At 68.2% G+C, this 25,268-nt stretch carries 25 protein-coding genes; 16 read left to right on the top strand and 9 right to left on the bottom strand.

The window, feature by feature from the left end:
* Nucleotide 1 precedes the first annotated feature (1 nt).
* The 10 genes from nuoF to ACXC9Q_RS08910 are packed head-to-tail and all read left to right on the top strand — an operon-like array spanning nt 2 to nt 12,705.
* Nucleotides 2-1,303: an NADH-quinone oxidoreductase subunit NuoF gene (nuoF, locus tag ACXC9Q_RS08955; protein ID WP_457056017.1), complete on the top strand. Its 1,302-nt coding sequence runs from the start codon at nt 2-4 to the stop codon at nt 1,301-1,303.
* On the top strand, nt 1,300-3,729 hold the full coding sequence (locus ACXC9Q_RS08950; RefSeq protein ID WP_457056016.1) for an NADH-quinone oxidoreductase subunit G: 2,430 nt from the start codon (nt 1,300-1,302) through the stop codon (nt 3,727-3,729). The genes nuoF and ACXC9Q_RS08950 overlap by 4 nt, the downstream gene beginning before the upstream one ends.
* Nucleotides 3,726-5,036, top strand: a complete 1,311-nt coding sequence (gene nuoH / locus ACXC9Q_RS08945) for an NADH-quinone oxidoreductase subunit NuoH (protein ID WP_457056015.1) — start codon at nt 3,726-3,728, stop codon at nt 5,034-5,036. Before ACXC9Q_RS08950 ends, nuoH begins: the two co-directional genes overlap by 4 nt.
* Nucleotides 5,029-5,586: an NADH-quinone oxidoreductase subunit NuoI gene (nuoI, locus tag ACXC9Q_RS08940; protein WP_457056014.1), complete on the top strand. Its 558-nt coding sequence runs from the start codon at nt 5,029-5,031 to the stop codon at nt 5,584-5,586. The genes nuoH and nuoI overlap by 8 nt, the downstream gene beginning before the upstream one ends.
* Complete coding sequence (locus ACXC9Q_RS08935; protein ID WP_457056013.1) at nt 5,583-6,401, top strand: NADH-quinone oxidoreductase subunit J; 819 nt, start codon at nt 5,583-5,585, stop codon at nt 6,399-6,401. The genes nuoI and ACXC9Q_RS08935 overlap by 4 nt, the downstream gene beginning before the upstream one ends.
* Nucleotides 6,398-6,697, top strand: a complete 300-nt coding sequence (gene nuoK / locus ACXC9Q_RS08930; RefSeq protein ID WP_360138443.1) for an NADH-quinone oxidoreductase subunit NuoK — start codon at nt 6,398-6,400, stop codon at nt 6,695-6,697. Before ACXC9Q_RS08935 ends, nuoK begins: the two co-directional genes overlap by 4 nt.
* Nucleotides 6,698-6,708: 11 nt before the next feature.
* Entirely contained in the window at nt 6,709-8,580 is a 1,872-nt protein-coding gene (nuoL, locus tag ACXC9Q_RS08925) for an NADH-quinone oxidoreductase subunit L (protein ID WP_457056012.1), read from the top strand.
* Complete coding sequence (locus ACXC9Q_RS08920; protein WP_457056011.1) at nt 8,577-10,100, top strand: NADH-quinone oxidoreductase subunit M; 1,524 nt, start codon at nt 8,577-8,579, stop codon at nt 10,098-10,100. The genes nuoL and ACXC9Q_RS08920 overlap by 4 nt, the downstream gene beginning before the upstream one ends.
* The gene (gene nuoN, locus ACXC9Q_RS08915; RefSeq protein WP_457056757.1) at nt 10,100-11,686 is read left to right on the top strand and encodes an NADH-quinone oxidoreductase subunit NuoN; all 1,587 of its coding nucleotides are present in this window, start codon (nt 10,100-10,102) and stop codon (nt 11,684-11,686) included. The genes ACXC9Q_RS08920 and nuoN overlap by 1 nt, the downstream gene beginning before the upstream one ends.
* Nucleotides 11,683-12,705, top strand: a complete 1,023-nt coding sequence (locus tag ACXC9Q_RS08910) for a polyprenyl synthetase family protein (RefSeq protein WP_457056010.1) — start codon at nt 11,683-11,685, stop codon at nt 12,703-12,705. Before nuoN ends, ACXC9Q_RS08910 begins: the two co-directional genes overlap by 4 nt.
* On the opposite strand, the gene ACXC9Q_RS08905 is transcribed toward ACXC9Q_RS08910, so the two are convergent.
* The 5 genes from ACXC9Q_RS08905 to rarD all read right to left on the bottom strand — a co-directional run bounded on the left by ACXC9Q_RS08905 (nt 12,702) and on the right by rarD (nt 16,838).
* On the bottom strand, nt 12,702-14,216 hold the full coding sequence (locus tag ACXC9Q_RS08905) for a phospholipase D family protein (protein ID WP_457056009.1): 1,515 nt from the start codon (nt 14,214-14,216) through the stop codon (nt 12,702-12,704). The two genes, ACXC9Q_RS08910 and ACXC9Q_RS08905, sit on opposite strands and share 4 nt — an antisense overlap.
* Before the next feature lie 28 nt (nt 14,217-14,244).
* Complete coding sequence (locus ACXC9Q_RS08900; protein ID WP_457056008.1) at nt 14,245-14,718, bottom strand: cupin domain-containing protein; 474 nt, start codon at nt 14,716-14,718, stop codon at nt 14,245-14,247.
* The gene (locus ACXC9Q_RS08895) at nt 14,715-15,308 is read right to left on the bottom strand and encodes an MFS transporter (protein ID WP_457056007.1); all 594 of its coding nucleotides are present in this window, start codon (nt 15,306-15,308) and stop codon (nt 14,715-14,717) included. Before ACXC9Q_RS08895 ends, ACXC9Q_RS08900 begins: the two co-directional genes overlap by 4 nt.
* Before the next feature lie 69 nt (nt 15,309-15,377).
* Nucleotides 15,378-15,860, bottom strand: coding sequence for an RrF2 family transcriptional regulator (locus tag ACXC9Q_RS08890; protein WP_457056006.1), 483 nt, complete (start codon nt 15,858-15,860; stop codon nt 15,378-15,380).
* Nucleotides 15,861-15,920: 60 nt separating this feature from the next.
* Nucleotides 15,921-16,838, bottom strand: coding sequence for an EamA family transporter RarD (gene rarD, locus ACXC9Q_RS08885; protein WP_457056005.1), 918 nt, complete (start codon nt 16,836-16,838; stop codon nt 15,921-15,923).
* A gap of 108 nt (nt 16,839-16,946) precedes the next feature.
* On the opposite strand from rarD, the gene ACXC9Q_RS08880 reads away from it, so the two are divergent.
* A complete protein-coding gene (locus ACXC9Q_RS08880) occupies nt 16,947-17,699 on the top strand; it encodes a sugar phosphate isomerase/epimerase family protein (RefSeq protein ID WP_457056004.1) in 753 nt (250 codons plus the stop codon).
* On the opposite strand, the gene ACXC9Q_RS08875 is transcribed toward ACXC9Q_RS08880, so the two are convergent.
* Nucleotides 17,700-17,942, bottom strand: a complete 243-nt coding sequence (locus ACXC9Q_RS08875; protein ID WP_457056003.1) for a hypothetical protein — start codon at nt 17,940-17,942, stop codon at nt 17,700-17,702.
* A 135-nt stretch (nt 17,943-18,077) separates the two neighbouring features.
* Between ACXC9Q_RS08875 and ACXC9Q_RS08870 the strand changes: the two genes are divergently transcribed.
* Complete coding sequence (locus ACXC9Q_RS08870) at nt 18,078-18,824, top strand: D-Ala-D-Ala carboxypeptidase family metallohydrolase (protein ID WP_457056002.1); 747 nt, start codon at nt 18,078-18,080, stop codon at nt 18,822-18,824.
* Here the strand turns inward: ACXC9Q_RS08870 and ACXC9Q_RS08865 are convergent.
* From ACXC9Q_RS08865 to ACXC9Q_RS08855, 3 genes are read right to left on the bottom strand one after another with little or no spacing between them, the layout of a single operon-like run.
* A complete protein-coding gene (locus ACXC9Q_RS08865; RefSeq protein ID WP_457056001.1) occupies nt 18,821-20,068 on the bottom strand; it encodes a DUF445 domain-containing protein in 1,248 nt (415 codons plus the stop codon). The two genes, ACXC9Q_RS08870 and ACXC9Q_RS08865, sit on opposite strands and share 4 nt — an antisense overlap.
* A gap of 35 nt (nt 20,069-20,103) precedes the next feature.
* Nucleotides 20,104-21,327, bottom strand: coding sequence for an MFS transporter (locus tag ACXC9Q_RS08860; protein WP_457056000.1), 1,224 nt, complete (start codon nt 21,325-21,327; stop codon nt 20,104-20,106).
* Nucleotides 21,305-22,333, bottom strand: coding sequence for a hypothetical protein (locus ACXC9Q_RS08855; RefSeq protein ID WP_457055999.1), 1,029 nt, complete (start codon nt 22,331-22,333; stop codon nt 21,305-21,307). The genes ACXC9Q_RS08860 and ACXC9Q_RS08855 overlap by 23 nt, the downstream gene beginning before the upstream one ends.
* Before the next feature lie 239 nt (nt 22,334-22,572).
* Here ACXC9Q_RS08855 and ACXC9Q_RS08850 point away from each other — a divergent pair, with 239 nt between their 5' ends.
* The 4 genes from ACXC9Q_RS08850 (at nt 22,573) to ACXC9Q_RS08835 (ending at nt 25,219) form a co-directional block, all read left to right on the top strand.
* Nucleotides 22,573-23,016, top strand: a complete 444-nt coding sequence (locus ACXC9Q_RS08850; RefSeq protein ID WP_457055998.1) for an SRPBCC domain-containing protein — start codon at nt 22,573-22,575, stop codon at nt 23,014-23,016.
* Between the two features lie 27 nt (nt 23,017-23,043).
* Nucleotides 23,044-23,352 (top strand): putative quinol monooxygenase, encoded by a 309-nt coding sequence (locus ACXC9Q_RS08845; RefSeq protein ID WP_457055997.1) that lies wholly within the window; start codon nt 23,044-23,046, stop codon nt 23,350-23,352.
* 74 nt (nt 23,353-23,426) lie between these two features.
* Nucleotides 23,427-24,578, top strand: a complete 1,152-nt coding sequence (locus tag ACXC9Q_RS08840; RefSeq protein WP_457055996.1) for an alpha-hydroxy-acid oxidizing protein — start codon at nt 23,427-23,429, stop codon at nt 24,576-24,578.
* Nucleotides 24,575-25,219: an HAD family hydrolase gene (locus ACXC9Q_RS08835; RefSeq protein WP_457055995.1), complete on the top strand. Its 645-nt coding sequence runs from the start codon at nt 24,575-24,577 to the stop codon at nt 25,217-25,219. The genes ACXC9Q_RS08840 and ACXC9Q_RS08835 overlap by 4 nt, the downstream gene beginning before the upstream one ends.
* Nucleotides 25,220-25,268 lie beyond the last annotated feature (49 nt).

Genomic DNA, 25,268 nt, shown 5'->3' with positions numbered 1-25,268 from the left:
CATGCTGACCCCGGTACTGTCCGACAACTGGGACCAGATCCGTTCCTGGCAGCTCTCGTCGTACCAGCGGTCCGGCGGGTACGAGGCCCTCCGTACTGCGCTGCAGATGCAGCCGGCCGACGTGGTCACTGCTGTCAAGGACTCCGGTCTGCGCGGCCGTGGTGGCGCGGGCTTCCCGACCGGGATGAAGTGGTCGTTCATCCCGCAGGACAACCCGAAGCCGAAGTACCTGGTGGTGAACGCGGACGAGTCCGAGCCGGGCACCTGCAAGGACATCCCGCTGATGCTCGCCTCGCCGCACACGCTGGTCGAGGGCGTCATCATCGCGTCCTACGCGATCCGAGCGAGTGCTGCGTTCATCTATGTCCGTGGCGAGGTCCTGCACGTGGTCCGCCGGCTGCAGCAGGCGGTCGCCGAGGCCAAGGAAGCCGGCTTCATCGGCCAGAACATCCTCGGCAGCGGCTACGACCTCGACGTGATCGTGCACGCCGGTGCCGGCGCCTACATCTGCGGCGAGGAGACGGCGCTGCTGGACTCGCTGGAAGGACGTCGCGGTCAACCTCGGCTGCGTCCTCCGTTCCCGGCGGTGGCGGGTCTCTACGGCTCGCCCACTGTTATCAACAACGTCGAGTCGATCGCGTCGGTTCCCGTCATCCTCAAGAACGGCGCCGACTGGTTCTCCTCGATGGGCACCGAGAAGTCCAAGGGCATGACGCTGTACTCGCTGTCCGGGCACGTCACCCGCCCGGGGCAGTACGAGGCGCCGATGGGCATCACGCTGCGGGAGCTGATCGACCTGGCCGGCGGTGTCCGTCAGGGCCATCAGCTGAAGTTCTGGACGCCGGGTGGTTCGTCGACGCCACTGCTGACGTCGGAGCACCTCGACGTACCGCTGGACTACGAGGGCGTCGGCTCGGTCGGCTCGATGCTGGGCACCAAGGCGCTGCAGATCTTCGACGACACCACCTGCGTGGTCCGCTCGGTGCTGCGCTGGACCGAGTTCTACAAGCACGAGTCCTGCGGCAAGTGCACGCCGTGCCGCGAGGGCACCTGGTGGCTGGTGCAGATCCTCGAGCGGCTGGAGCACGGCAAGGGCACCGAGGAGGATCTGGTCACCCTGCTCGACCTGTGCGAGAACATCACCGGCCGTTCGTTCTGCGCGCTGGCCGACGGTGCGACCGCGCCGATCACCAGCTCGATCCAGTACTTCAAGGACGAGTACCTGGCGCACTTCGAGAACGGCGGCTGCCCGTTCGACCCGATGGCAAGCACTGTCTTCGCTACCGCTGGAGCAAGCGCATGACGATCCAAGCGAACCCGCCGGCCGGGTCGGAGGTGGAGCGCACCGACCTGGTGACTGTGACCATCGACGACATCGAGGTGAAGGTTCCGAAGAACACCCTGCTGATCCGGGCCGCGGAGCAGATCGGGATCCAGATCCCGCGGTTCTGCGACCACCCGCTGCTCGACCCGGTCGGAGCCTGCCGGCAATGCCTGGTCGAGATCACCGACGCCGGGAACGGCCGGGGGATGCCGAAGCCGCAGGCCTCCTGCACGATCACCGTCGCCGACGGCATGGTGGTCCGGACCCAGGTGTCCTCGCCGGTGGCGGACAAGGCCCAGCACGGGAACATGGAGTTCCTGCTGATCAACCACCCGCTGGACTGCCCGGTCTGTGACAAGGGCGGCGAGTGCCCGCTGCAGAACCAGGCGATGAGCAACGGCGGCGGCGAGAGCCGGTTCCACGAGATCAAGCGGACCTACCCGAAGCCGATCAACATCTCCGCCGAGGTGCTGCTGGACCGCGAGCGCTGCATCCTCTGCGCGCGCTGCACCCGGTTCTCCGAGCAGATCGCCGGTGACCCGTTCATCGCGCTGATCGAGCGCGGCGCGCTGCAGCAGGTCGGCATCTACGAGAAGGAGCCGTTCGAGAGCTACTTCTCCGGCAACACGATCCAGATCTGCCCGGTCGGTGCGCTGACGAGTGCGGCGTACCGGTTCCGGTCCCGGCCGTTCGACCTGGTTTCGGTGCCGTCGGTGGCCGAGCACGACTCCTCCGGTGCGGCGATCCGGGTCGACTACCGGCGCGGCAAGGTGATGCGCCGGCTCGCCGGTGACGACCCGCAGGTCAACGAGGAGTGGATCTCCGACAAGGACCGGTTCGCGTTCAACTACGCGACCACCGGCGACCGGCTGACCCACCCGATGATCCGGGAGGACGGCGAGCTGCGGCCGGCGTCCTGGCCGGAGGCACTGTCCTTCGCGGCGGAGAACCTGACCGCGGCCCGCGGCAACGCGGCCGTGCTGACCGGCGGCCGGCTGACCGTCGAGGACGCCTACGCGTACTCCAAGTTCGCCCGGGTCGCCCTCGGCACCAACGACATCGACTTCCGGGCCCGGCCGCACTCCGCGGAGGAGGCGGACTTCCTCGCCGCCGCGGTGGCCGGCACCGGTCTCGGCACGACGTTCAGAGACCTGGAGCAGGCCGGATCCGTGCTGCTCGTCGGGTTCGAGCCGGAAGAGGAAGCGCCGTCGGTGTTCCTCCGGCTGCGCAAGGGCGTCCGGTCCCACGGCACCAAGGTCTTCACGGTCGCGGCCTACGGGTCCCGCGGCATCGAGAAGCTGGACGGCGCCGTCGTACCGGCATCGCCGGGCACCGAGGCCGCCGTACTGGCTGATCTCAGTGCCGCCGGAGAGGCCGGGGCCGCGGCGCGGGCCGCGCTCGGTGCGGACTCGATCATCATCGTGGGTGAGCGGCTCGCGAGCGCGCCGGGTGGCTACTCGGCCGCCCTGCGGCTGGCGCTCGACACGGGTGCACAGCTGGCCTGGATCCCGCGGCGTGCCGGTGACCGCAGCGCGCTCGAGGCCGGCTGCCTGCCGGGGCTGCTGCCCGGTGGCCGGCTGGTGTCCGACCCGCAGGCGCGCGTCGACATGCAGGCCGCGTGGGGTGTGGAGCACCTGCCGGCGAACGTCGGCAAGGACGTGACCGAGATCCTGGCTTCGGCCGGATCCCTGGCCGCCCTGGTGGTCGCGGGAGTCGAGATCGACGACCTGCCCGACCCGGCGGCGGCCCTGGCCGCGCTCGAGGCCGCGCCGTTCGTGGTCAGCTTCGAGGTCCGCAACTCGCAGGTGACCGAGCACGCCGACGTCGTCTTCCCGGTGGTTCCGCCGGCGGAGAAGGACGGCACCTTCGTCAACTGGGAGGGCCGCGAGCGGTCGTTCCCGGTGGTGCTGCCGGTCCCGGCCGCGATGCCCGACGTCCGGGCGCTGGCCGCGCTGGCGCAGGAGATGGACCGGTCGCTCGGGTTCGCCACTCCGGCCGGGGCGAAGAAGGAGTACGACGAGCTCGGCCGCTGGGACGGGGATCGCGCGCAGGAGCCGACGTACCAGGCCGGTCCGTCGCTCGGCGCGTTCGACTCCACCCGGCTGGCGACCTGGCGGATGCTGATCGACGACAGCCGGGCGAACGACGGTGAGCCGCACCTGACCGCCACCGCGCGCACCCCGGTCGCACGGATCTCGCTCACCACCGCGCGGCGGCTCGGTGTCGCCGACGGGGACGAGTTGGCGGTCAGCACCGACGCCGGCTCGATCCGGCTGCCGGTGGTGGTCACAACGATGACCGACAACGTGGTCTGGCTGCCGACCAACTCGGCCGACTCCCATGTCCGCCGGTCTCTGCACGCCGACCATGGCTCGATCGTCACGATCGCCGGAGGGAACGCATGACCAACATCCCGCTCGCGGTGCCGGACGCAGGGGTCGGGAATGATGACTGGTGGGTCGTCGGCCTGAAGGTGCTGCTGGTCTTCGTCTTCCTGATCGTGCTGACGCTGTTCAACATCTGGTGGGAGCGCCGGGTCGTGGCCCGGATGCAGAACCGGATCGGACCGAACGTGCACGGCCCGTTCGGTCTGCTCCAGTCGCTGGCCGACGGCATGAAGCTGATGTTCAAGGAAGACCTGATGCCGAAGGGCGTGGACAGGCTCGTCTACGTCCTGGCACCGGTGATCGTGTCGATCCCGGCCTTCCTGACCTTCGCCGTGATCCCGTTCGGTCCGACGGTGAAGATCCCGTTCACCGACACCTACACCCGGCTGCAGATCACCGACCTGCCGGTCTCGGTGCTGTACGTGATGGCGGTCGCCTCGATCGGCATCTACGGCATCGTGCTCGGCGGCTGGTCGTCCAACTCGACGTACTCGCTGCTCGGCGGCCTGCGGTCCAGCGCGCAGATGATCTCCTACGAGGTCGCCATGGGCCTGGCGCTGGTGACCGTGTTCCTGTTCGCCGGCTCGATGTCCACCTCGGAGATCGTCGCGGCGCAGTCGCACCAGACCGTGCACCTGTTCGGTACGGCGATCTCGCTGCCCGGGTGGTACGCGTTCCTGCTGTTCCCGTCGTTCGTGATCTACGTGATCTCGATGGTCGGCGAGACGAACCGGGCGCCGTTCGACCTGCCGGAGGCCGAGGGCGAGCTGGTGGCCGGCTTCCTGACCGAGTACTCGTCGATGAAGTACGCGATGTTCTTCCTGGCCGAGTACATCAACATGGCGACCGTGTCGGCGCTGGCCACCACGCTGTTCCTGGGCGGCTGGCGGGCCCCGTGGCCGATCTCGATCTGGGACGGCGCGAACTCCGGCTACTGGCCGGTGCTGTGGTTCGTCGGCAAGATGATGTGCTTCATCTTCTTCTACATCTGGCTGCGCGGCACGCTGCCGCGACTGCGCTACGACCAGTTCATGCGGCTCGGCTGGAAGATCCTGATCCCGATCTCGCTGGCCTGGATCCTGCTGGTCGCGACCGTCCGCGCGGTCGGCCGGGAGACCACCTTCAGCCGCACCACGCTGCTGGTCGCCGCCGCCGTCGTGCTGGTGATCGCGCTGGTCAGCCTGGTCGTGCCGGGGAAGCCCAAGGAAGACAAGACCGAGGTCGACGACGGCGAGGAGTTCGATGCCTTCGCCGGCGGCTTCCCGGTGCCACCACCGCTCGTCAAGACTCCGAGCCGAAATGAGGCGGACGTCAGCCGTGGCTGAGAAAAAGACAGTCAAAGAGTCCCTCTGGGATCCGGTAGCCGGGTTCGGGGTCACCTTCCGGACGATGTTCCGGAAGACGTTCACCGAGGAGTACCCGTTCGAGAAGAAGCCGACCGCCCCACGCTTCCACGGCCGGCACCAGCTGAACCGCTGGCCGGACGGCCTGGAGAAGTGCATCGGCTGTGAGCTGTGCGCGTGGGCCTGCCCCGCAGACGCGATCTACGTCGAGGGCGCGGACAACGCTGACGGCGGCCGGTTCTCTCCTGGTGAGCGGTACGGCCGGGTGTACCAGATCAACTACCTGCGCTGCATCCTCTGCGGTCTGTGCATCGAGGCCTGCCCTACCCGGGCGCTCACGATGACCAACGAGTACGAGCTCGCCGACAGCACCCGCGCGTCCCTCATCTACGAGAAGAAGGACCTGCTGGCGCCGTTGCTCCCGGGCATGCAGGAGCCGCCGCACGACATGCAGCTCGGCAGCACCGAGAAGGACTACTACCTCGGTCTGACCGGTGCCGCCGTACCGGCCGAGGGTGGTGACGCCAAATGATCGGCATGGTCACCGGCGGGCAGTTCGCGTTCTGGATGCTGGCCCCGGTCATGATCCTGGCCGCGATCGCGATGGTCCTGGTCCGCAAGGCGGTGCACTCGGCACTGCTGCTGGCGACGGTGATGATCTGCCTCGCGGTGCAGTACGCCGCTCAGGACGCGCCGTTCCTGTTCGCCGTTCAGATCATCGTCTACACCGGCGCGATCCTGATGCTGTTCCTGTTCGTGCTGATGCTGGTCGGTGTGGACGCCTCCGACTCCCTGGTCGAGACGATCCGCGGGCAGCGGCTGCTGGCCGCAGTGGCGTTCCTCGGCTTCGGGGTCCTGCTGGTCGCCGCCGTCGGCAACGCGATCTGGGGACACCCGGTCGGGCTGGCCGACGCGCAGCCGGAGGGGAACGTCAGGGGCCTCGCGCAACTGCTGTTCGGCAAGTACGTGTTCGCCTTCGAAGTGACCTCGGCGCTGCTGATCACCGCGGCGATGGGCGCGATGATGCTGGCCCACCGTGAGCGGCTGACCAGGAAGAAGACCCAGCGCGACCACGCCGAGGAGCGGCTCCGCAAGTACTCCGAGCAGGGGATCCACCCGGGTCCGCTGCCGACTCCCGGCGTACTGGCCCGGCACAACGCCGTCGACACGCCGGCGCTGCTGCCGGACGGGTCGATCGCACCGACCTCGGTTTCGCGTGTGCTGCAGGCACGTGGCACCGTGTTCCCCGAAACCGAGGAGCGGGCCGACATCGACGAGGTCCGCAAGCTCGACGCGGGCGACGACTACGACGCCTCCGAAGACTCCGACGAGGGAGAGAAGGCATGACGACCGAGCCGTACATCGTGCTCGCGGCGATCCTTTTCAGTATCGGCGCCCTCGGCGTGCTGGTGCGCCGCAACGCCATCGTCGTCTTCATGTGCGTCGAACTGATGCTGAACGCAACGAACCTCGCGTTCGTCAGCTTCGCCCGCCAGCACGGCAACCTCGACGGCCAGATCGCCGCCTTCTTCGTGATGGTGGTGGCCGCGGCCGAGGTGGTCGTCGGGCTGGCGATCATCATGGCCATCTTCCGCACCCGTCGCTCGGCCTCGGTCGACGACGCCAACCTGCTCAAGTACTGAGGTAAGCACCGATGAGTCATGAGCTGACGTGGCTGCTGATCGCGGTCCCGGCCGTGTCCGCGGCGATCCTGCTGCTCGGTGGCAAGGCCACCAACGCGTGGGGTCACCTGCTGGGCACGCTGGCACCGCTGATCTCCTTCGCCTTCGGCGTCGTTCTGTTCGTCCAGATGCAGGGCAAGCCGAGCGACGACCGGGCCGAGACGGTCCGGCTGTTCGAGTGGTTCTCGGTCGGCAACATCAAGGTGGAGTTCAGCCTGCTGATCGACCCGCTGTCGATCCTGTTCGTGCTGCTGATCACCGGTGTGGGTTCGCTGATCCACATCTACTCGATCGGCTACATGGAGCACGACGAGCGCCGGCGCCGGTTCTTCGGTTATCTGAACCTGTTCATCGCGTCGATGTTGCTGCTGGTCCTCGCGGCCGACTACCTGGTGGTCTTCGTCGGCTGGGAGGGCGTCGGCCTGGCGTCGTACCTGCTGATCGGGTTCTGGCAGTACAAGACCACGGCCGCGGTCGCCGCGAAGAAGGCGTTCGTAGTGAACCGGGTCGGTGACATGGGGCTGTCGCTCGCGGTGATGAGCATGTGGGCGCTGTTCGGCTCCTCGGCCTTCGCGACCGTGAACGCCGGCGCGGACAAGCTGTCGGGCACCTGGGCCACGCTGCTCGGGCTGATGCTGCTGCTGGCGGCCTGCGGCAAGTCCGCGCAGGTGCCACTGCAGTCCTGGCTGCTGGACGCGATGGAGGGCCCGACCCCGGTGTCGGCCCTCATCCACGCGGCGACCATGGTCACCGCGGGCGTCTACCTGGTGACCCGCTCGAGCGCGATCTACGAGCAGACCGACGCGGCCTCCACCGCGGTGGTGGTCGTCGGCACGGTGACCGTCCTGTTCGGTGCGATCATCGGTTGCGCCAAGGACGACATCAAGAAGGTCCTGGCCGGTTCCACGATGAGCCAGATCGGCTACATGATGCTTGCCGCCGGCCTCGGTCCGGTGGGCTACGTCTTCGCGATCTTCCACCTGCTCACGCACGGTTTCTTCAAGGCCGACATGTTCCTCGGTGCCGGTTCGGTGATGCACGGGATGAACGACGACGTGAACATGCGCCGTTACGGCGCTCTCCGGAAGTACATGCGGGTCACCTACGTGACGTTCGCCTTCGGCTACCTGGCGATCCTGGGCATCCCGCCGTTCTCCGGCTTCTTCAGCAAGGACCACATCATCGAGGTCGCCTTCGCGGAGAACACGGTGGTCGGTCTGTGTGCGCTGCTCGGCGCCGGGATCACCGCGTTCTACATGACCCGGCTGATGATGATGACCTTCTTCGGCGAGAAGCGCTGGGAGGAGGACGTGCATCCGCACGAGTCGCCGAAGGTGATGACCGGTCCGCTGATCGTCCTGGCGATCCTCTCGCTCGTCGGCGGCGCGCTCTACTTCGTCGGCCACTGGATCGTGAAGTGGCTGGAGCCGGTCACCGGGTTCGAGGAGGCTGAACCGCCGATCGGCGCGCTGGCGATGACGCTGATCATCCTCGCGGTCGTGATCGTCGGCGCTGCCACCGGTGTCGTGCTGTTCCGCCGGGACATCCCGCGCCTGGCACCGGTGAAGGTCTCGCCGGTCACCACCTTCGCCCGCCGTGACCTGTACGGCGACGCGCTGAACGAGGCGGTCCTGATGCGTCCGGGGCAGTACCTCACCCGCACGCTGGTCTGGTTCGACAACCGCGTTGTGGACGGCCTGGTGAACGGGCTGGCCGCACTGTTCGGTGGACTGTCCGGCCGGCTCCGCCGGGTCCAGACGGGCTTCGTCCGTTCCTACGCACTCAGCATGGTCTTCGGCGCCGCACTCGTGGTCGTCGCCCTCCTCGCGGTGAGGTTGTCGTGAACATCGGTTGGTTGACCCTCCTACTGCTCCTGCCGTTCGTCGGGGCCATCGCGACGATGCTGGTGCCCAAGGCGAAGGCGCTGCTGGCCAAGCAGGTCGCGCTCGGGTTCTCGCTCGTCACGCTGGTGCTGACCGCGGTGATCGCGATCGGCTTCCAGCGCAACGGTCCCGCGGACTACGACGAGGTCCACAACTGGATCAAGCCGTTCGGTGCGCACTTCGCGCTCGGCCTCGACGGGGTCGGGGTGGTGCTGCTGGTGCTGACCGCGCTGCTCACCCCGGTCGTGCTGATCGCCTCCTGGAACGACGCGCAGAACGGCCGCTGGTCGGAGAAGGCCTTCTTCGCCTGGATCCTCGGCCTGGAGGCCCTGTCGCTCGGCGTGTTCGCCGCCACCGACGTGTTCCTCTTCTACGTGCTGTTCGAGGCCACGCTGATCCCGATGTACTTCCTGATCGGTGGCTTCGGCGGCCCGCAGCGCTCGTACGCCGCGGTGAAGTTCCTGCTCTACTCGCTGCTCGGCGGTCTGCTCATGCTGGCCTCGGTGGTCGGCCTGTTCGTCGTTTCGGCGCGCCAGGGCGATCCGTCGTACCTGCTGTCCGACATGATCAAGCTCGACATGAGCCAGAACACGGAACGCTGGCTGTTCCTCGGCTTCTTCTTCGCCTTCGCGGTGAAGGCGCCGATGGTGCCGTTCCACACCTGGCTGCCGGACGCCGCCGGTGAGGCGACGCCGGGTACGTCGGTGCTCCTGGTCGGCATCCTGGACAAGATCGGCACCTTCGGGATGATCCGGTACTGCCTGGGCCTGTTCCCGAACGCGTCCCAGTGGGCCACCCCGGTCGTCCTGGTGCTGGCCCTGATCTCGGTCCTGTACGGCGCGCTGCTGGCGATCGGGCAGACCGACATCAAGCGGCTGATCGCGTACACCTCGATCTCGCACTTCGGCTTCATCGTGATGGGCATCTTCGCGCTGACCTCGCAGGGCCTGACCGGATCGACGCTGTACATGTTCAACCACGGTCTCTCCACCGCGGCACTGTTCCTGATCGCCGGGTACCTGATATCCCGGCGCGGATCCGCCCGGATCGCCGACTACGGCGGGGTGGAGAAGGTGGCCCCGGTGCTGGCCGGCACGTTCCTCTTCGCCGGCCTGGCCAGCCTGGCGCTGCCCGGACTGTCGCCGTTCATCTCCGAGTTCATGGTGCTGGCCGGGACGTTCAGCCGGCACAAGACGATCGCGGTGATCGCGGTGTTCGGTATCGTGCTGGCCGCGCTGTACATCCTGCTGATGTACCAGCGCACGATGACCGGACCGGTCCGGGACGGGATCGAGAAGCTGAAGGACCTGAACACGCGTGAGGTACTGGCGATCGCGCCGCTCGTGATCCTGATCGTCGGCTTCGGCATCTACCCGAAGCCGGTGGTCGACATCATCAAGCCCGCGGTCGAGTCGACCATGCAGCGGGTGGGCGTGACCGACAAGGCTCCGCAGATCCCCGTGACGGAGGGACAGAAGTGATCGCGCACATCCTGCCGCTGGCGGATTTCACGGCGCCCAAGATCGAGTACAGCGAGCTGGCTCCACTGCTCGTGGTCTTCGGTGCGGCGTGTGTCGGCGTACTGGCCGAGGCGTTCCTGCCCCGGCAGTTGCGGCACCTGGTGCAGCTGGCGATCACGGTGGTCGCCCTGGTCGTCGCCGGCGTACTGACCGGCATCCTGATGGGCGGCGACAAGGAGCTGATCGCGGCCCAGGGCGAGATCTCGGTCGACGGCCCGGCGCTGTTCACCTGGCTCCTCCTGCTGGGGCTGACGCTGATCAGCGTGCTGCTGTTCGCCGAGCGGTCGGTCGACGGTGGACTGTCCGCGTTCGCCGGCCAGGCGGCCGCCGTGCCGGGGTCCGAGGCCGAGCGTGAGGGCACCGCGGCGAGGGTCGAGCACACCGAGGTCTTCCCGCTGACGCTGTTCGCGGTCGGCGGCATGATGCTGTTCGCCTCGGCCAACGACCTGCTGGTGCTGTTCGTCGCGCTCGAGGTCTTCTCGCTGCCGCTGTACCTGCTGTGTGGCCTGGCGCGCCGTCGCCGGCTGATCTCGCAGGAAGCCGCGATGAAGTACTTCCTGCTCGGCGCATTTTCCTCGGCGTTCCTGCTGTTCGGCATCGCGCTGCTCTACGGGTACGCCGGGACGATGTCGCTTGGCGGGATCTCGGACGCGCTGGCCACCCAGACCGGCGGTGACGTGATCCTGCTGGCCGGGACGGGTCTGGTGGCGGTCGGCCTGCTGTTCAAGGTCGGCGCCGTACCGTTCCACTCCTGGACGCCGGACGTCTACCAGGGCGCCCCGACGCCGGTCACCGGATTCATGGCGGCCTGCACCAAGATCGCCGCGTTCATCGGGCTGATGCGGGTCTTCTACGTCGCCCTCGGCGGGACGCGCTGGGACTGGGCGCCGATGATGTGGATCGTCGCGATCCTCACCATGGTGGTCGGCTCGATCGTCGCGATCACCCAGTCCGACGTGAAGCGGATGCTGGCGTACTCGTCGATCGCCCACGCCGGCTTCTTGCTGACCGCGTTCGTCGGGCTCTCGCAGGCAAGTAGCGGCGTCCACAACTCGATCACCTCGACCCAGGCGGTGCTGTTCTACCTGGTCTGCTACGGCTTCCCGACCGTCGGCGCCTTCGCCGTCGTGACGCTGGTGCGGGACGCGGGTGGCGAGGCGACGCACCTGTCGCGCTGGGCCGGACTGGGGAAGAAGTCGCCGCTGCTGGCCGGCATCTTCGCCTTCTTCCTGATCTCCTTCGCCGGGATCCCGCTGACCGCCGGCTTCACCGGCAAGTGGGCGGTGTTCACCGCGGCGTGGACCGGTGGCGCGTGGCCGCTGGTCGTGGTCGCCGTGCTGTGCAGCCTGATCGCCGCGTTCTTCTACGTCCGCGTGATCGTGCTGATGTTCTTCTCCGACCTCCCGGCCGACGCACCGGACGTGGCCCTGCCCGGCTGGCAGACCACGACCGCCGTCGCCCTCGGTCTCGCCGCCACCGTGGTCCTCGGCCTGGTCCCCGGACCGGTGCTCGACCTGGCGGCCCGCGCAGGTGAGTTCATCCGTTGAGTCCGACCCCGCTGCCGGCCGAGAGCCTGGGATTCGCGTTCGCCGACGAGGCGCTCGAATCCCGGGTTCGCGTCGGCCTGGAGACCGTCGAGCAGGCGCTGCGCGACGCGACCCAGTCCGAGGCGCCGTTCGTCACCGCGGCCGCGCAGCACGTCATGGTTGCCGGTGGCAAGCGGTTCCGGCCGCTGCTGGTGCTGCTGGCGGCCGAGTTCGGGCCTGCTCCTGACGCCTCGGAGGTCGTCAAGGCGGCCGTGGTGGTCGAGCTCACCCATGTGGCGACCCTGCACCACGACGACGTGATGGACGAGGCCGCGCTGCGGCGGGGCTCGGCCACCGCGAACGCCCGCTGGGACAACTCGGTCGCCATCCTGTCCGGTGACTGGCTGTTCGCCCGGGCGTCCTACCTGCTCGCCGACCTCGGGCCGGAGGCGGTCCGGATCCAGGCCCGTACCTTCGGCCGGCTGGTCGAGGGTCAGATCCGCGAAACCCTGGGGGTCGGCGAGGGCCAGGACCCGCTGAAGCACTACCTGTCGGTGGTCGCCGACAAGACCGGCTCGCTGATCGCGACGTCCGTGCTGTTCGGAGCCCGGTACGCCGGTGCCTCCGAGGAGATCCAGGAATCGCTGCGCGCCTTCGGCGAGGAGATCGGCGTCGCCTTCCAGCTCGCCGACGACATCCTCGACATCGCCTCGGAGTCCGGCCAGTCCGGTAAGACTCCCGGCACCGATCTGCGCGAGGGCGTCCCGACCCTGCCGGTCCTGATCTTCCGCGCCCAGGCCGACCCGTCGGACCCGACGGACGCACGCCTGCTCGAGCTGCTCGACTCGGACCTGTCCGACGACACCCGCCTGGCCGAGACCCTCGACCTCCTCCGGGCCCACCCGTCCTTCCGGCAGGCCGAGGACGACGTACGCCGCCGGGCCGCCGACGCCCGTAAACTCCTCGCCGACCTCCCCCAAGGCACCGCCCGGGACGCCCTCGACTCCCTCTGCGACCTGGTCGCCACCCGCTCGGTCTAGAAGGCGTTGCGGCGCCGCATCGCGCGCGACCGCCCGTCCGGGTCGTAGACGTGACGGGCCAGCCGGCTTGCCCAAGCAGTCTGCAGGCGGGACACGGGTTGCGGGCTGTGCCGGCGGATCCGGCCGGGAGGTCGTGGCCCGAGGCAACCATTCGCGATCCACTCGTCGAGAGTGGCGGCCTGCTCCTGCCAGAGCTTGAAGCCGCTGATCGGGTCGAGGTCGGGGGCGTCGGTGGCAAGGTGTTCGGACCACAGCTCCGAGCGGAGCGACCGGGCCAGGTCCGCGGACTCGATCGCGCAGGTCAGTTCGCTGTCGTTGGTCCAGGATCTGCGATTGAAGTTGTCCGAGCCGCAGGTCAGCCACTGGTCGTCGACGATGCAGACTTTCGCGTGCACATAGATCGGTACGCCGTACTCGTTCTCCAGGTTGTAGACCGCGACGCGATCCGACTCCAGCAATCTCAGTGCCTCGAGCTGGGCGTAGCGGGCCGGCGGGCCGCTGATCCGGCCGTCCTGGTCCGGATACCGTGGCACGACGGCGATGATCCGCAGCTCGGGCGACCGGTCCAGCGCCTCCCGCAGGCGATGCGTCACCTCCGCTGACCACAGGTACTGATCCTCGACGTAGACCAGGGTCTTCGCTCGCGCGAACGCCTTCAGATAGCCGCGGGCCACGCTGTATTCACCGTGCGGCGCGAACGGGAAACCCGGATGCTTGTGCGCGTAGGTCCGCAGCACCTGCACCGGATGCGGCCCGGCGGGCGGCGGATCCGGGAACGCCTCCGGCAACTTCGATGGGTGCCGCGGCATCCGAGCCAGCCGGTGGACGACCATCCGGTACGGCGTCCGGCGGTCGAGCGGATGTGGATCGTCCCAGCGTTCGACGAAGCAGAGGAGGAGCTTGCCGACCGCCGGACCGTGGACCTCGAGCACGACATCGTGCCAGGGAGCCCGGGACCCGTAGCGCGGGTCCATCGGTGCGGCTTGCGGATCGCCCAGGTGCCGTGCGTCGTCGCGTCGTCCGTGACACAGGTCGATACCTCCGACGAAGGCGACATCGGCGTCCGGATCGCCGCGGTGCCGGATCACGAACAGCTTCTGGTGGTGCGACGCCAGCCGGCGGACCCGCTGGTCGAGCAACACCTCGGCGCCGGCCTCGTTCAACTCGGTCCCGAGCCGCTGGTTCTCCTGCGAGTTGAAGTTCATGCGGTCGGAGTGGGACCGCCACAACTGCGCCCGGATCTCTACCCCGGTACGCGCGAGGTCGCACAGGACCGACCCGATGCTCGGACCGTCCTCGAACAGCGCCTCGTCCGGATCCCCTCGCCAGTCGGTGAAGTACACCCGGTCACCGGACCGCAGGCCGCACAGCTCGTCGTACAACCGCCGGAAGTACGTCGCCCCATGCACCAACGGCCGCACCAGATTCCCCTCGGTCCAGGCCCCGTCGGCGTCGATGCCGGTCGCGGGGTTGCCCCGCTCCGCCGCGGTGAGGAACCAGTCGTGCGCCATCAGACCCCGGTACCCGTATTCCGCAAGATCATGACTTGCGGGACTGCCAGGCCGGGCTGTCGACGTAGTGGTTGTCGTAGAGGTCGCTCGTCCTCCCGAGCTCGGACGGGTCGGTTTCGCCTCGGTAGACGGACTCTAGGAGACGGTGGTAGCCGAAGCGGGACTTGGCGCGGGTGAGGACGAAGAGGACCTCGGTGTCCTCGTCTCCGGTGGCTTCGAAGGCGTGGGGTGTGTTCGGGGGCACGACGAGGAAGTCTCCTTGCCGCACGGTGATGATGTCGTCGCCGGTGAGAACGCGGAGGGAGCCCTTCAGCACAAAGAAGAGTTCGGCGGCCTCGTGGTGGAGGTGTGGGGGAGCGCCTTCCTTGCCCGGCTTGAAGATCGAGCGATGGCTGGTGAGGTGGCCGTCGGTGTCGGTGACGTCGGCGAAGAGGGTCACGCCGCTGGCGGGCAGGACCTCGGCCTCGGCGGCGCGGACCAGAACGGGCAGGATCGTGCTCATGGTGATTCTCCTTCGGTAGTGGAATTCAGTTGCTGATGGCATCGACCAGGACCGGCGTACGGCGCCGCCCGGTGAGCGCGATCGCGGCCGTGACGACCACACCGGCCGCGGTGAGCAGGACCGCGATCCGGAGTCCGTGGTTGGTCGCGGTCCGCAGTGACTCCCCGGTCAGACCGGCCGTGCCGCTGTTGGCGATGGCGACAGGATCGCGAGGCCGACCGCGTTCCCGATCTGCTGACCGGTCCAGGCCATCCCCGAGCCGATGCCTTGGTGCTCTGCGGCGACCCCGGTGGACGCGGCGGCGTACATGGTGCTGGGCCGGCCAGCGACGCGGCGCCGTACAGGAGGAGACCGGCGGTGAACATCCGGCGGCGGCCGAGCAGGTCGGACATCCGGCCGCCGAGCAGCAGGAAGCCGCCGAAGGCGACGGCGTACCCGCTGATCACCCACTGCAGGTTGTGGGCGGCGAACCCGAGTTCGCGGCCGATGTCCGGGACAGCGACGTACACGATGGTGTAGTCGAGCGCGATGATCAGCTGCGCGAATGCGAGCAGGGACAGGATCAATGGCTTGTTCGGGATATTCGACATCCAGAATCAACTCCTGGGTCAGGACGTGTGGAGCTCAGGGCTTATCGGGGGGTCACGGCCTGTCGGAGCTCAGGACTTGAGGTTGGCGAACCGGCTCCGGGCGTTCGCCGGGGCGGTCGGGGACCTGCTCACCACCCGCTCGGCGACATCGGCGATCGTCTGCTGGGCCAGCATCCGGCGATAGGTCAGCTCCGCGCCGCGCATCGCCTGCGAGATCACGCAGATCTCGGTGTAGTCGGCCTCCGGATCGGCGCCGGGGCCTTCCTTCAGGATCTGGGTGCAGCGGAACGCGTCGTCCGGCCCGTCGATCGCGACGACGATGTCGAGCAGGCTGATGTTCCGCGGATCACGCGCCAGCTGGAACCCGCCCTTCGGTCCGGAGACCGAAGTGAGGATGCCGGCCCGGGTGAGGGCCTGGAGCTGTTTGTTCAGGTACGCCGTCGGAAGGTTGTAGAAGGCGGCGAGTGCCTTGGCGGTGACCGCCTCACCGGGAAGCCAGCTGAGGTTGACGCAGCTGTGCATCGCCCATTCGACCCCCTCGTTCATCTTCATAACCTGGATACTAAATGTCCTGAATTCAGATCGTCAAGTGTTCCCGATGCCGCGGAGGCCTCAGATGGCGGAGGCGGTCACCGCGGCCCGCTCGAGGGCGATGTTCTGGCGGCGGCGGTTCATGCTGTCCCAGGTGAAGATGACGAGGGCGAGCCAGACCAGGCCGAAGCCGGCCCAGCGCATGGTGGACATGGCCTCGTGGAAGACCAGGACGCCGACGATGAACTGCATGATCGGCGCGATGTAGTTCAGCAGGCCGAGTGTCGTCATCGAGACCCGCGTCGCGGCGGCTCCGAAGAGCAGGAGCGGTACGGCGGTGATCGGGCCGGTCAGCAACACCAGCACCAGGTAACCGGCGCCCTGGTGGGTGACCGTCGAATCGCCTTGGAGGCCGAGTACGGCGATCGCCGCGAGCGCGAGCGGGAACACGGTGCCGGACTCGATCGCCATCCCCTCGATCGCACCGGCGCCGGCCTGCTTCTTCGCCAGCCCGTAGAAACCGAACGAGAACGTCAGGATGATCGCCACCCACGGCGGCCGCCCGTTCTCGATCGTCAGCCCGACGACGGCGACGAACGCGATGGCCAGCGCGACCCACTGCGCCGTACGCAACCGTTCCTTCAGGACGAAGACGCCGAGCAGCACCGTGAACAGCGGGGTGATGAAGTACCCCAGCGACGTCTCGACCACCCGGCCGTGGTTCACCGCCCAGATGTACGTGCCCCAGTTCGCCGAGATCAGGAACGCCGCGGCGATCAGCGGCCACCGCCGCCGCGGCTCCCGCAGCAACGCCCTCACCCGGCCGAACTTCCGCAGTACGACGACCAGGATCGCGATCGTCACCAGGGACCAGAGGACCCGGTGAGCGAGCAGTTCGATCGCGCCGGAGTGGTCCAGCAGCTTCCAGTACAGCGGAAAGAGGCCCCAGATCAGGTACGCGGTGAAGCCGTAGGTGAACCCTTTTCGCTGTTCTGGCACGGCGTCAGCCTAAGCCCGCGCGACAGTGGCATCCAATTACTTTGCTCATGACGTGAGACGGGCTGGTGCGATGCGGTTGGATAGAGAGGTGGAGACGAGGAGGCACCAGTGGGTGTGAGGACCGGTCTGGTCTCGGTGACGTTTCGCCAGTTGCCGGCCGACGAGGTGGCGGAGATGGCGGCGAAGGCCGGGCTCGCGGCGATCGAGTGGGGCGGTGACGTGCATGTCCCACTCGGCAATCTGGTCGCCGCCCAGCGGGTGAAGGCGCTGTCCGAGGTCCACGGCCTCGAGATCGCGGCGTACGGCTCGTACCTGCGGGCCGGCAGCGTCGACCGCGAGGAGATGCGTTCGGCGGTCGCCACCGCCGAGGCTCTCGGCGCGCCGCGGATCAGGGTCTGGGCCGGCAATGTCGGTACGGCGGAAGCCGGCGTGGGGGACCGGATGGCGGTGACCCGCGGGCTGGCCGAGTTGGCCGACGTTGCCGCGAGTGCGGGGATCGAGGTCGCGTTGGAGTTCCACCGCAACACGCTCACCGACGAGGTCGACTCGACGATCACGTTGCTGCTCGACGTCGGCGCGCCCAACCTCAGGACCTACTGGCAACCGCCGGTCGACCTGGACGACGCCCAGTGCCTCGAGCAACTCGAGGCCCTGATGCCGTGGCTCAGCACTGTCCACGTCTTCTCGTGGTGGCCGTCCAACACCCGCCTGCCACTATCGGCCCGAGCATCCCTCTGGCGCCCCGTCCTGGACCGCCTCGCCGCCGAACCCCGCGAAATCAACGCCCTCCTGGAATTCGTCGCCGACGACTCCCAGGACCAGTTCGCCAAGGACGCCGCCGACCTGCACAGCTGGGTCTGATCAGCCGGTGGTGTAGACGCCGACACCGATCGTCCCCCTCGGCTCGGTCGTCGGCCGGTTGGTGCCGTCCACGAGCGTGGCGGTCACGGTCACCGGCTGTCCCTTCGGGACGGCCGGCGTGATCGTCGCGCTCGGGTCCGAGCCGGCCTGGTAGCCACCCGACGGCCGCCGGCTGATCACGGTCCCGTCACTCAGCCGGAGCTGGATCTCGCGCGCGGTCAACGCGCCGTTCTCGGTGCTCACATCGTGCTCGACCGGCTGGGCCATCCGGATGGTTGCCCGGCCTGGTCGGAAAGTTCCGCTGAGCACTGGTCAAGCGGTGGATTCTTCCGCAACGCTGACAGGTGACAGATTCCTTCCCCGCCCCGGAGGTGTCCGATGTCCTTCACCAGGCCGTTGCCCAGGCTGCTCGCCGTACTGCTGCTGTTCGCGGCGACACTCACCACCAGTCAGGTCGTGACCGCGACCGAAGCGCGAGCGGACGGTTGCTACACCTGGGGTCGCACCCTCAGTCAGGGGATGACTGGTGAGGATGTGCGCCAGTTGCAGATCCGGGTCGCGGGATATCCCGGGTACGGCGCGCATCTGGCCGTCGACGGTGATTTCGGGCCGGCCACGAAGGCGGCGGTGCAGCGGTTCCAGTCGGCGTACGGGCTGGGGGCGGACGGGGTCGCCGGGCCGGCCACGTTCAGCAAGATCTACGCGTTGCAGGACGACGACTGTACGCCGATCCACTTCACCTACGCGGAGCTCGACGACGGTTGCGGCGGATCCGGGTACGACGGTGGGCCGCTGTCCGAGGCGGCGACGAGGGCGAACGCGTTGCAGACCATGTGGCAGCTGGAGGCGATGCGGCACGCGCTCGGTGACCAGCCGCTGAACATCACCAGCGGGTTCCGCAGCGTCCCGTGCAACAACTCGGTCGGCGGCGCGAGCAACAGCCAGCACCTCTACGGCCGGTCCGCCGATCTGGTCGGTGTCCACTCGCTCTGCACGCTCGCCAAACAAGCCCGCAACCACGGCTTCGGCGGCATCTTCGGCCCGGGCTACCCCGACCACAACGACCACACCCACGTAGACATCAGAACATCGAACGCCTGGAGTGCGCCGAACTGTGGGATCTAGAGGAGTTGGCTGAAGGTGTGGATGAGGAGGCCGACGAGGGCGCCGACGACGGTTCCGTTGATCCGGATGAACTGCAGGTCGCGGCCGACGTGCAGTTCGATCCGGGCGGCGGCCTCGCGGCCGTCCCAGCGTTCGATCGTGTCGGAGATGATCGAGACGATCTCGTTGCCATAGGTGCGAACGACGTACCCGACCGCCTCGGCGGCGCGGGCGTCGACCTTGCCGCGGAGTCCGTCGTCGTCCTGCAGCCGTTTGCCCAGCTCCTGCAGGGCTGTCGTCGCGCGCACCTGCAACGTGCTGGCCGGATCGTTGATCGCCTCGATCAGCGCCGTGCGTACGGCGTCCCACACCGCGGTCAGGCTCGAGCCCATGTCGGGGTGGGTGAGCATCCGGACCTTGAACGCCTCGAAGCGGCCCATCATGTCGGGGTCGTGCTGCAGATCGTCGGCCAGTTGGCCGAGCAGCCGGTCGAGCGCCTGGCGGGTCGGGTGCGAAGGGTTGTCCCGCACCTCGGCCAGCCAGGCCAGCGCCTCCCGGTGGATCCGGTCGATCACGATCCGGTCCACCCATTGCGGCGACCAGCTCGGCGCCCGCGAACCGACGATGTCGGCGACCACGTCCCGGTTGTCCCGCAGCCAGTCGTGCGCCTCGACCAGGACCAGGTCGAGCAACGCGTGGTGGGCGCCGTCCTCGACCACCGACTGCAGGAGATGCCCGGCGATCGGGCTCAACGGCTCTCGCACGAACCGCGGTAGCAACGATCCCCGCACGAACGCGGTCACGTCGTCGTCGCCCAGCCTCGGTAGCGCCGCGCCGATCGTCCGGGCGCCCTCGGCCACGATCCGCTCGGCGTGGTTGCCGGCGGCAAGCCACTCGCCCGCCCGGCGACTCACCTCGGCGGTGCGCATCTTCTCCGCCACCACCTCTTCGGAGAGGAAGTTCTCGGTGACGAACTGCTCCAGGCTCTCGGCCAGGCTGTCCTTGCGGGTCGGCACGATCGCGGTGTGTGGGATCGGAAGCCCGAGCGGATGCCGGAACAGTGCGGTGACCGCGAACCAGTCCGCCAGCGCACCCACCATCGCCGCCTCGGCCGCGGTGTTCACGTAACCCCATCCGCCCTCGAGGTGCAGAGTGGCCACGTAGATCGCGACTGCGAGCAGCAACAACCCCAACGCGACCGATCGCATCTGCCGCAACCCGCGCCGCCGAACCTGGTCAGCGGCGCTCATCGTCATTGTCGCCATACACCGATCTAACCAAGTGGGCGGTGATCAGGTGGTCAGGCGACGGCCTGGTCGACCCCTGAATTCCGCACGATCCGCCGATCCATCAGCCCGGAGATGAGCGCCAGCGCCAACCCCGCGACGGCCAGTACGGCGCCCAGCCGGCTCGGCCACTGGTAGCCGTAACCCGCCGCCAGTACGACGCTGCCGAGCCAGGCACCGAATGCGTTCGCGATGTTGAGCGTCGAGTGGTTGAGTGAGGCGGCCAATGACTGGCCTCCGTGCGCGACATCCATCAACCGGGTCTGCAGCGCCGGGACCAGGATGCTCGCGGAGAAGCCCATCGCGAACACCCCGATCAGCGCACCCGGCTTGGTCTGCGCCAGCCAGCCGAACGTTCCGAGGACGACGGCCACCGCGATCAGGCCGCCGTACAGGCTCGGCATCAGCGCGCGGTCGGCCAGGCGGCCGCCGACCACGGTGCCGCAGGTCATGCCCACGCCGTACGCGGCCAGCACGACGGTGACCGCGGACTCGGAGAAACCGGCCAGTTCCGTCATCGTCGGGGTGATGTAGGAGTAGGTGGCGAACATGCCGCCGAAGCCGACCATGCCGACCAGCAGCGCCATCCACACCTGCGGCCGGGCCAATGCGCTGAGCTCGCTGCGGATGTTGACATCGCTGCCGACCGGCTGCGGCGCGACCCAGAACCACACCGCCACCAGCGTGAGCAGTCCGAGCCCGCCGACCGCAAGGAACGGCGCCTGCCAGCCGAGCCGCTGGCCCATCAGGGTGGTGACCGGTACGCCGATGATGTTGGCGACCGGGAGTCCGACCATCGTCATCGAGACCGCCCAGGCCCGCCGGTTGGCCGGCACCAGCGTCGTGCCGACCACCGCGCCGATCCCGAAGAACGCGCCGTGCGGCAGGCCGGTCAGGAAGCGCGCGGCCATCAGGAACTCGTAGCTCGAGGCAACGGCCGAGAGCACGTTGCCGAGCACGAACACCGCCATCAGTCCCAGCAGCAACCGCTTCCGCCCGGTCCGCGCGCCCAGTGCCGCGATCACCGGCGCGCCGACCACGACCCCCAGCGCGTACGCCGAGATGACGTGACCGGCGGTCGGGATCGAGATGTGCACGCCGTCCGCGATCTGCGGCAGCAACCCCATCGTGACGAACTCGGTGGTTCCGATCGCGAAACCACCGATCGCCAGCGCGAACAACGCCGGGCCGACGGGCCGCCCGACCGACCGGCTGTCAGGAGTCACCGAGTTTGGCACGGCTGATTCTCGCATCGGCAGGTACAGCGGCCGACCGGGTCTCACCGGTGGTTGTGACGACCGCCACCGCACTCCGCCGCCACGCGATCACCAGCAGGACCACCGCGAGCAGGGCGAAGATCGCGTTCCCGGCCAGGTCGACACCCGTCGGCGCGTCCATCACCGGCTTCTCGGGGAACCCGTGCCACGCGTAGGTCAGCAATGCACCGCCCGCGACCGCCATCGAGTGATGCGCGGTCCACCCGCCCCGGCGCGCCCATCGCAGGACGACGTACGCCGAAAGCAGCTCGACGGCCACGAGCCCGGCGGCCTGGACCCAACCGGACCACCCGAGATCGTTGACGACCATGAACAGCGAGGACAGCACCAGCCCGGCAAGACCGACCAACCAGGGCGCAGGCACCTCGCCGGTGACACGGACCGGCTGACGATGGCCGGCCCACACGGCCAAGGCGATCAGCACCACGATGGCGTCACCCGTCCCGGCGAACTGCCCGGCCGACGCACGGAACGAGTCACTGCTCAGCTGGAAGGCCGTCGTCGCAACGATCCCGCCCAGGAACAGCATGCCGACGACCCACAGCCCGATCTTGCCCAGCCATGGTTCGCGCGGACGGCGGGAGATGGACTCGACCAGCACGATCGGGACCGAGATGCTCCAGACCGTGTGCAGCGCGAGGACGAACAACGTCCACGGCGCACCCATGCCGAGCGCCGGGATATACCCAGGGTCCAGCAGCCGAAGATCCGCGTAGTCGGGGTTGAACAGCGACTGCGTGGTGATCCCTTCCTCGAGTACGGCGTACGCGAGCGCGAGGATCAGCACACTCGGGTAACCCCAGCCACGCCGCCGGACGACCTCCCGGATCAGTGCGGCGCCACCGCCGTACAGCGGGGCCAGAAACACCAACGCGAAGATCTTGTTGACCGGGATGTTCCCCAGCAGAAACTCCGCCACCAGCGGCGACAGGAAGAACAGGCCGAGGGCCGGCAGGCTCCGCTTCATCACTCCACACCTCTCTCATCGGTCACGTTCATCACTCTCGTCTTCGACGGGCGTCGGCACCGATGCGATCCGTCCGGATCCCGGCCTGACGGACGTCGCGTCCCGGACCTGACGGACGTCATGGATAGGGACCAATCGCGGCGGATCAACCGTTGGCGCGACGGCGTCGGAGCGAGACGCTGAACAGCAAGGGATCCCGCTGTCGCGGAGTCCCGTCCGACACATTCAGGAGGCACCGTATGAAGACCATCCATCACGTAGTCGACATCGACGGGCCGACGGACTCGGTGTGGAGTGCTCTCACCGAAGGCCCGCGCCTCGCGTCATGGTGGTCGACGCGCGTGGAGACGGCGCCGGCAGCGCTCGGCGTCCAGACTCACTGGACGTTCGGCGGCGACTTCAATCCCGTCATGCAGGTGACTGAGATCGTGCCGCGTTCCGCGCTGTCCTGGCGGTGCATCGGCGGACATGACAACTGGCAGGACAACGACTTCCGCTTCGAACTCGTTCCACTCGAGCCGAACCGCACCCGCCTGCGGTTCTGGCAGGAGTACGCAACCGAGCTCTCCGACGACGACTACGGCATCTACAACTTCAACTGGGGTTATTACCTCGAAAGCTTGCGGCTCCTGTGCACCCGCGGCCGCGGACGACCTTACGTCCCCAGCGCCGGGTCGACGTAGCACCCGCACCATCCGAAGGAGATCCTGATGCCCATTTACCAGACCGCGCACTACGAGGTTCGGGCCGACGCCGTTGATCGTGTCAAGGCTGCGATCACCGAGTTTGTCCGCTACGTCACTGACAATGAGCCAGGCAGCCGCCTGTACGCGGCGTGGCAGGAGGTCGATGATCCGACCAAGTTCGTTCATCTGTTCATCTTCGAAGACGAGGCCGCCCATGAGGCCCACGGTCGTTCTGACGCAGTCGCAGCGTTCGAGGCTGTCTACACGCCCGAATTGACTGCCGGCCCTGTTGTCTTCACCGACTACCACCTCGTCGCAGCCAACATGCGATAGGGACCGTGCCGTCCGGTCGCATTGGCCGCGATGGCGTGGTTGAGGTCGCGAGGTAGGGCGTGGGAGCATCCGGCATGGCCAACTTTGGGGACTACCAGTTGCAGATCTACCTGCAGGGGATGTTGCAGGGGATCCGGCCGGAGATCACGACCGACCTGGCCCGGCTGGAGTCGCAGGCGGCCGGGAAGCTGCCGGTGGAGGCGATGGGCTACATCGTTCCGAGCGCGGGGAGTGGCGCGACGGCACGAGCCAACCAGGTGGCGTTCGATCGGTGGCGGCTGGTGCCCCGGATGCTCCGCGGCAGCACCGAACGCGACCTGTCCTGCACCATCCTCGGTACGGCGATGCCCGCCCCGGTGGTGGTCGCACCGATCGGCGTCCAGACGCTGGCGCATCCGGACGGCGAGCTCGCGACGGCACGGGCCGCCGATACCCTCGGCCTGACCTACACGCACTCGACCCAAGCGAGTCACGCGATCGAGCAGATCGAGGCCGGCAGCAAATGGTTCCAGCTCTACTACCCGACCGACCGGGACGTCTGCCTCAGCTTCCTCCAGCGTGCGAAGGCCGGCGGGTACGGCGTACTCGTCGTCACGCTCGACACCGGAACGATCGGGTGGCGGCCGTCCGACCTGGACCGTGGGTTCCTGCCGTTCCTCAAGGGTGAAGGGCTGGCGAACTACTTCAGCGACCCGGCCTTCCAGGCGAAGCTGGTCAAGCCGGTCGCCGAGGACCCAGGTGCCGCGGTGATGCACTGGGCGCAGATGTTCCCGAACGTCGGCCTGGCCTGGGACGACTTGTCGTTCCTGCGCGACAACTGGGACGGCCCGGTCGTGCTGAAGGGGATCACCGCGGTCGAGGACGCCAAGCTCGCGGCCGAACACGGCGTGGACGGCATCGTGGTCTCGAATCACGGCGGCCGCCAGGTGGACGGCGCGATCGCGTCGCTGGATGCGTTGCCCGCGATCGCGGATGCGGTGGGCGAGCAACTGACGGTCCTGTTCGACTCCGGCGTACGCACTGGCGCCGATGCCGCCAAGGCGCTCGCGCTCGGTGCCAAAGCGGTGCTGCTCGGACGTCCGCTGCTCTACGGACTGGCGCTGGCCGGGCAGGCGGGTGTCGAGCATGTGCTGCGATGCTTCCTGGCCGAGCTCGACCTGACGCTGGCGCTGGCCGGATACGCGAACCATCGTGAGCTCAACCGCGACTCGGTGGTCCGGGCGTGAAGGCGGTCATCTTCGACCTGGACAACACGCTGTTCGACCACACCGCGTCGGCGACGTACGCGATCCGCACCTGGATCCCCGAGCTCGGTGGCACGCCGTCGGACGAACTGGTCGCCCAGTGGTTCGTGATCGAGGACCGCGTGTACCCCCAGTGGCTGGCCGGTGCGCTCACCCACCAGGGCCAGCGGCGCGCCCGGCTGCGCGACTTCCTGCCGCTGCTCGGCCACCCGGTGCCGCCGACCGATGCCGAGCTGGATCACCTGTTCACGGGCTACCTGCGGCACTACCGGGGCAGCTGGACCGCGTTCCCGGACGCCCGGCCCGCGCTGGAAGTTGCCCGCAGCAACGGTTGGCGGATCGGCGTGCTGACCAACGGGAGTACGACGCAGCAGAACGCGAAGCTGGCCGCGATCGGGCTGGCCGAGCTGGTGGACGTGGTCTGTACGTCGGAGTCGCTCGGCGTCAGCAAGCCGGCGTCGGAGGCATACCTGCAGACCTGCGAGGCCCTCGGCGTCGAGCCCGCGGACACTCTGATGATCGGCGACAACCTCGAGCTCGATGTGGTGGCAGCGCAAGCCGCGGGGCTGACCGCGCGGCATCTCGATCGGCCTGCCGGGATCACTCTCCTGCAGTTGCTTTGACGCCGTCCACGAGCAGACGGATCAGCCGGTTGTCGTGTAGCGTCTACTT

Source organism: Kribbella sp. CWNU-51, assembly GCF_054073265.1.
The sequence above is the reverse complement of the archived record's forward strand: the minus strand, read 5'-3'. Positions and strand labels throughout refer to the sequence as shown.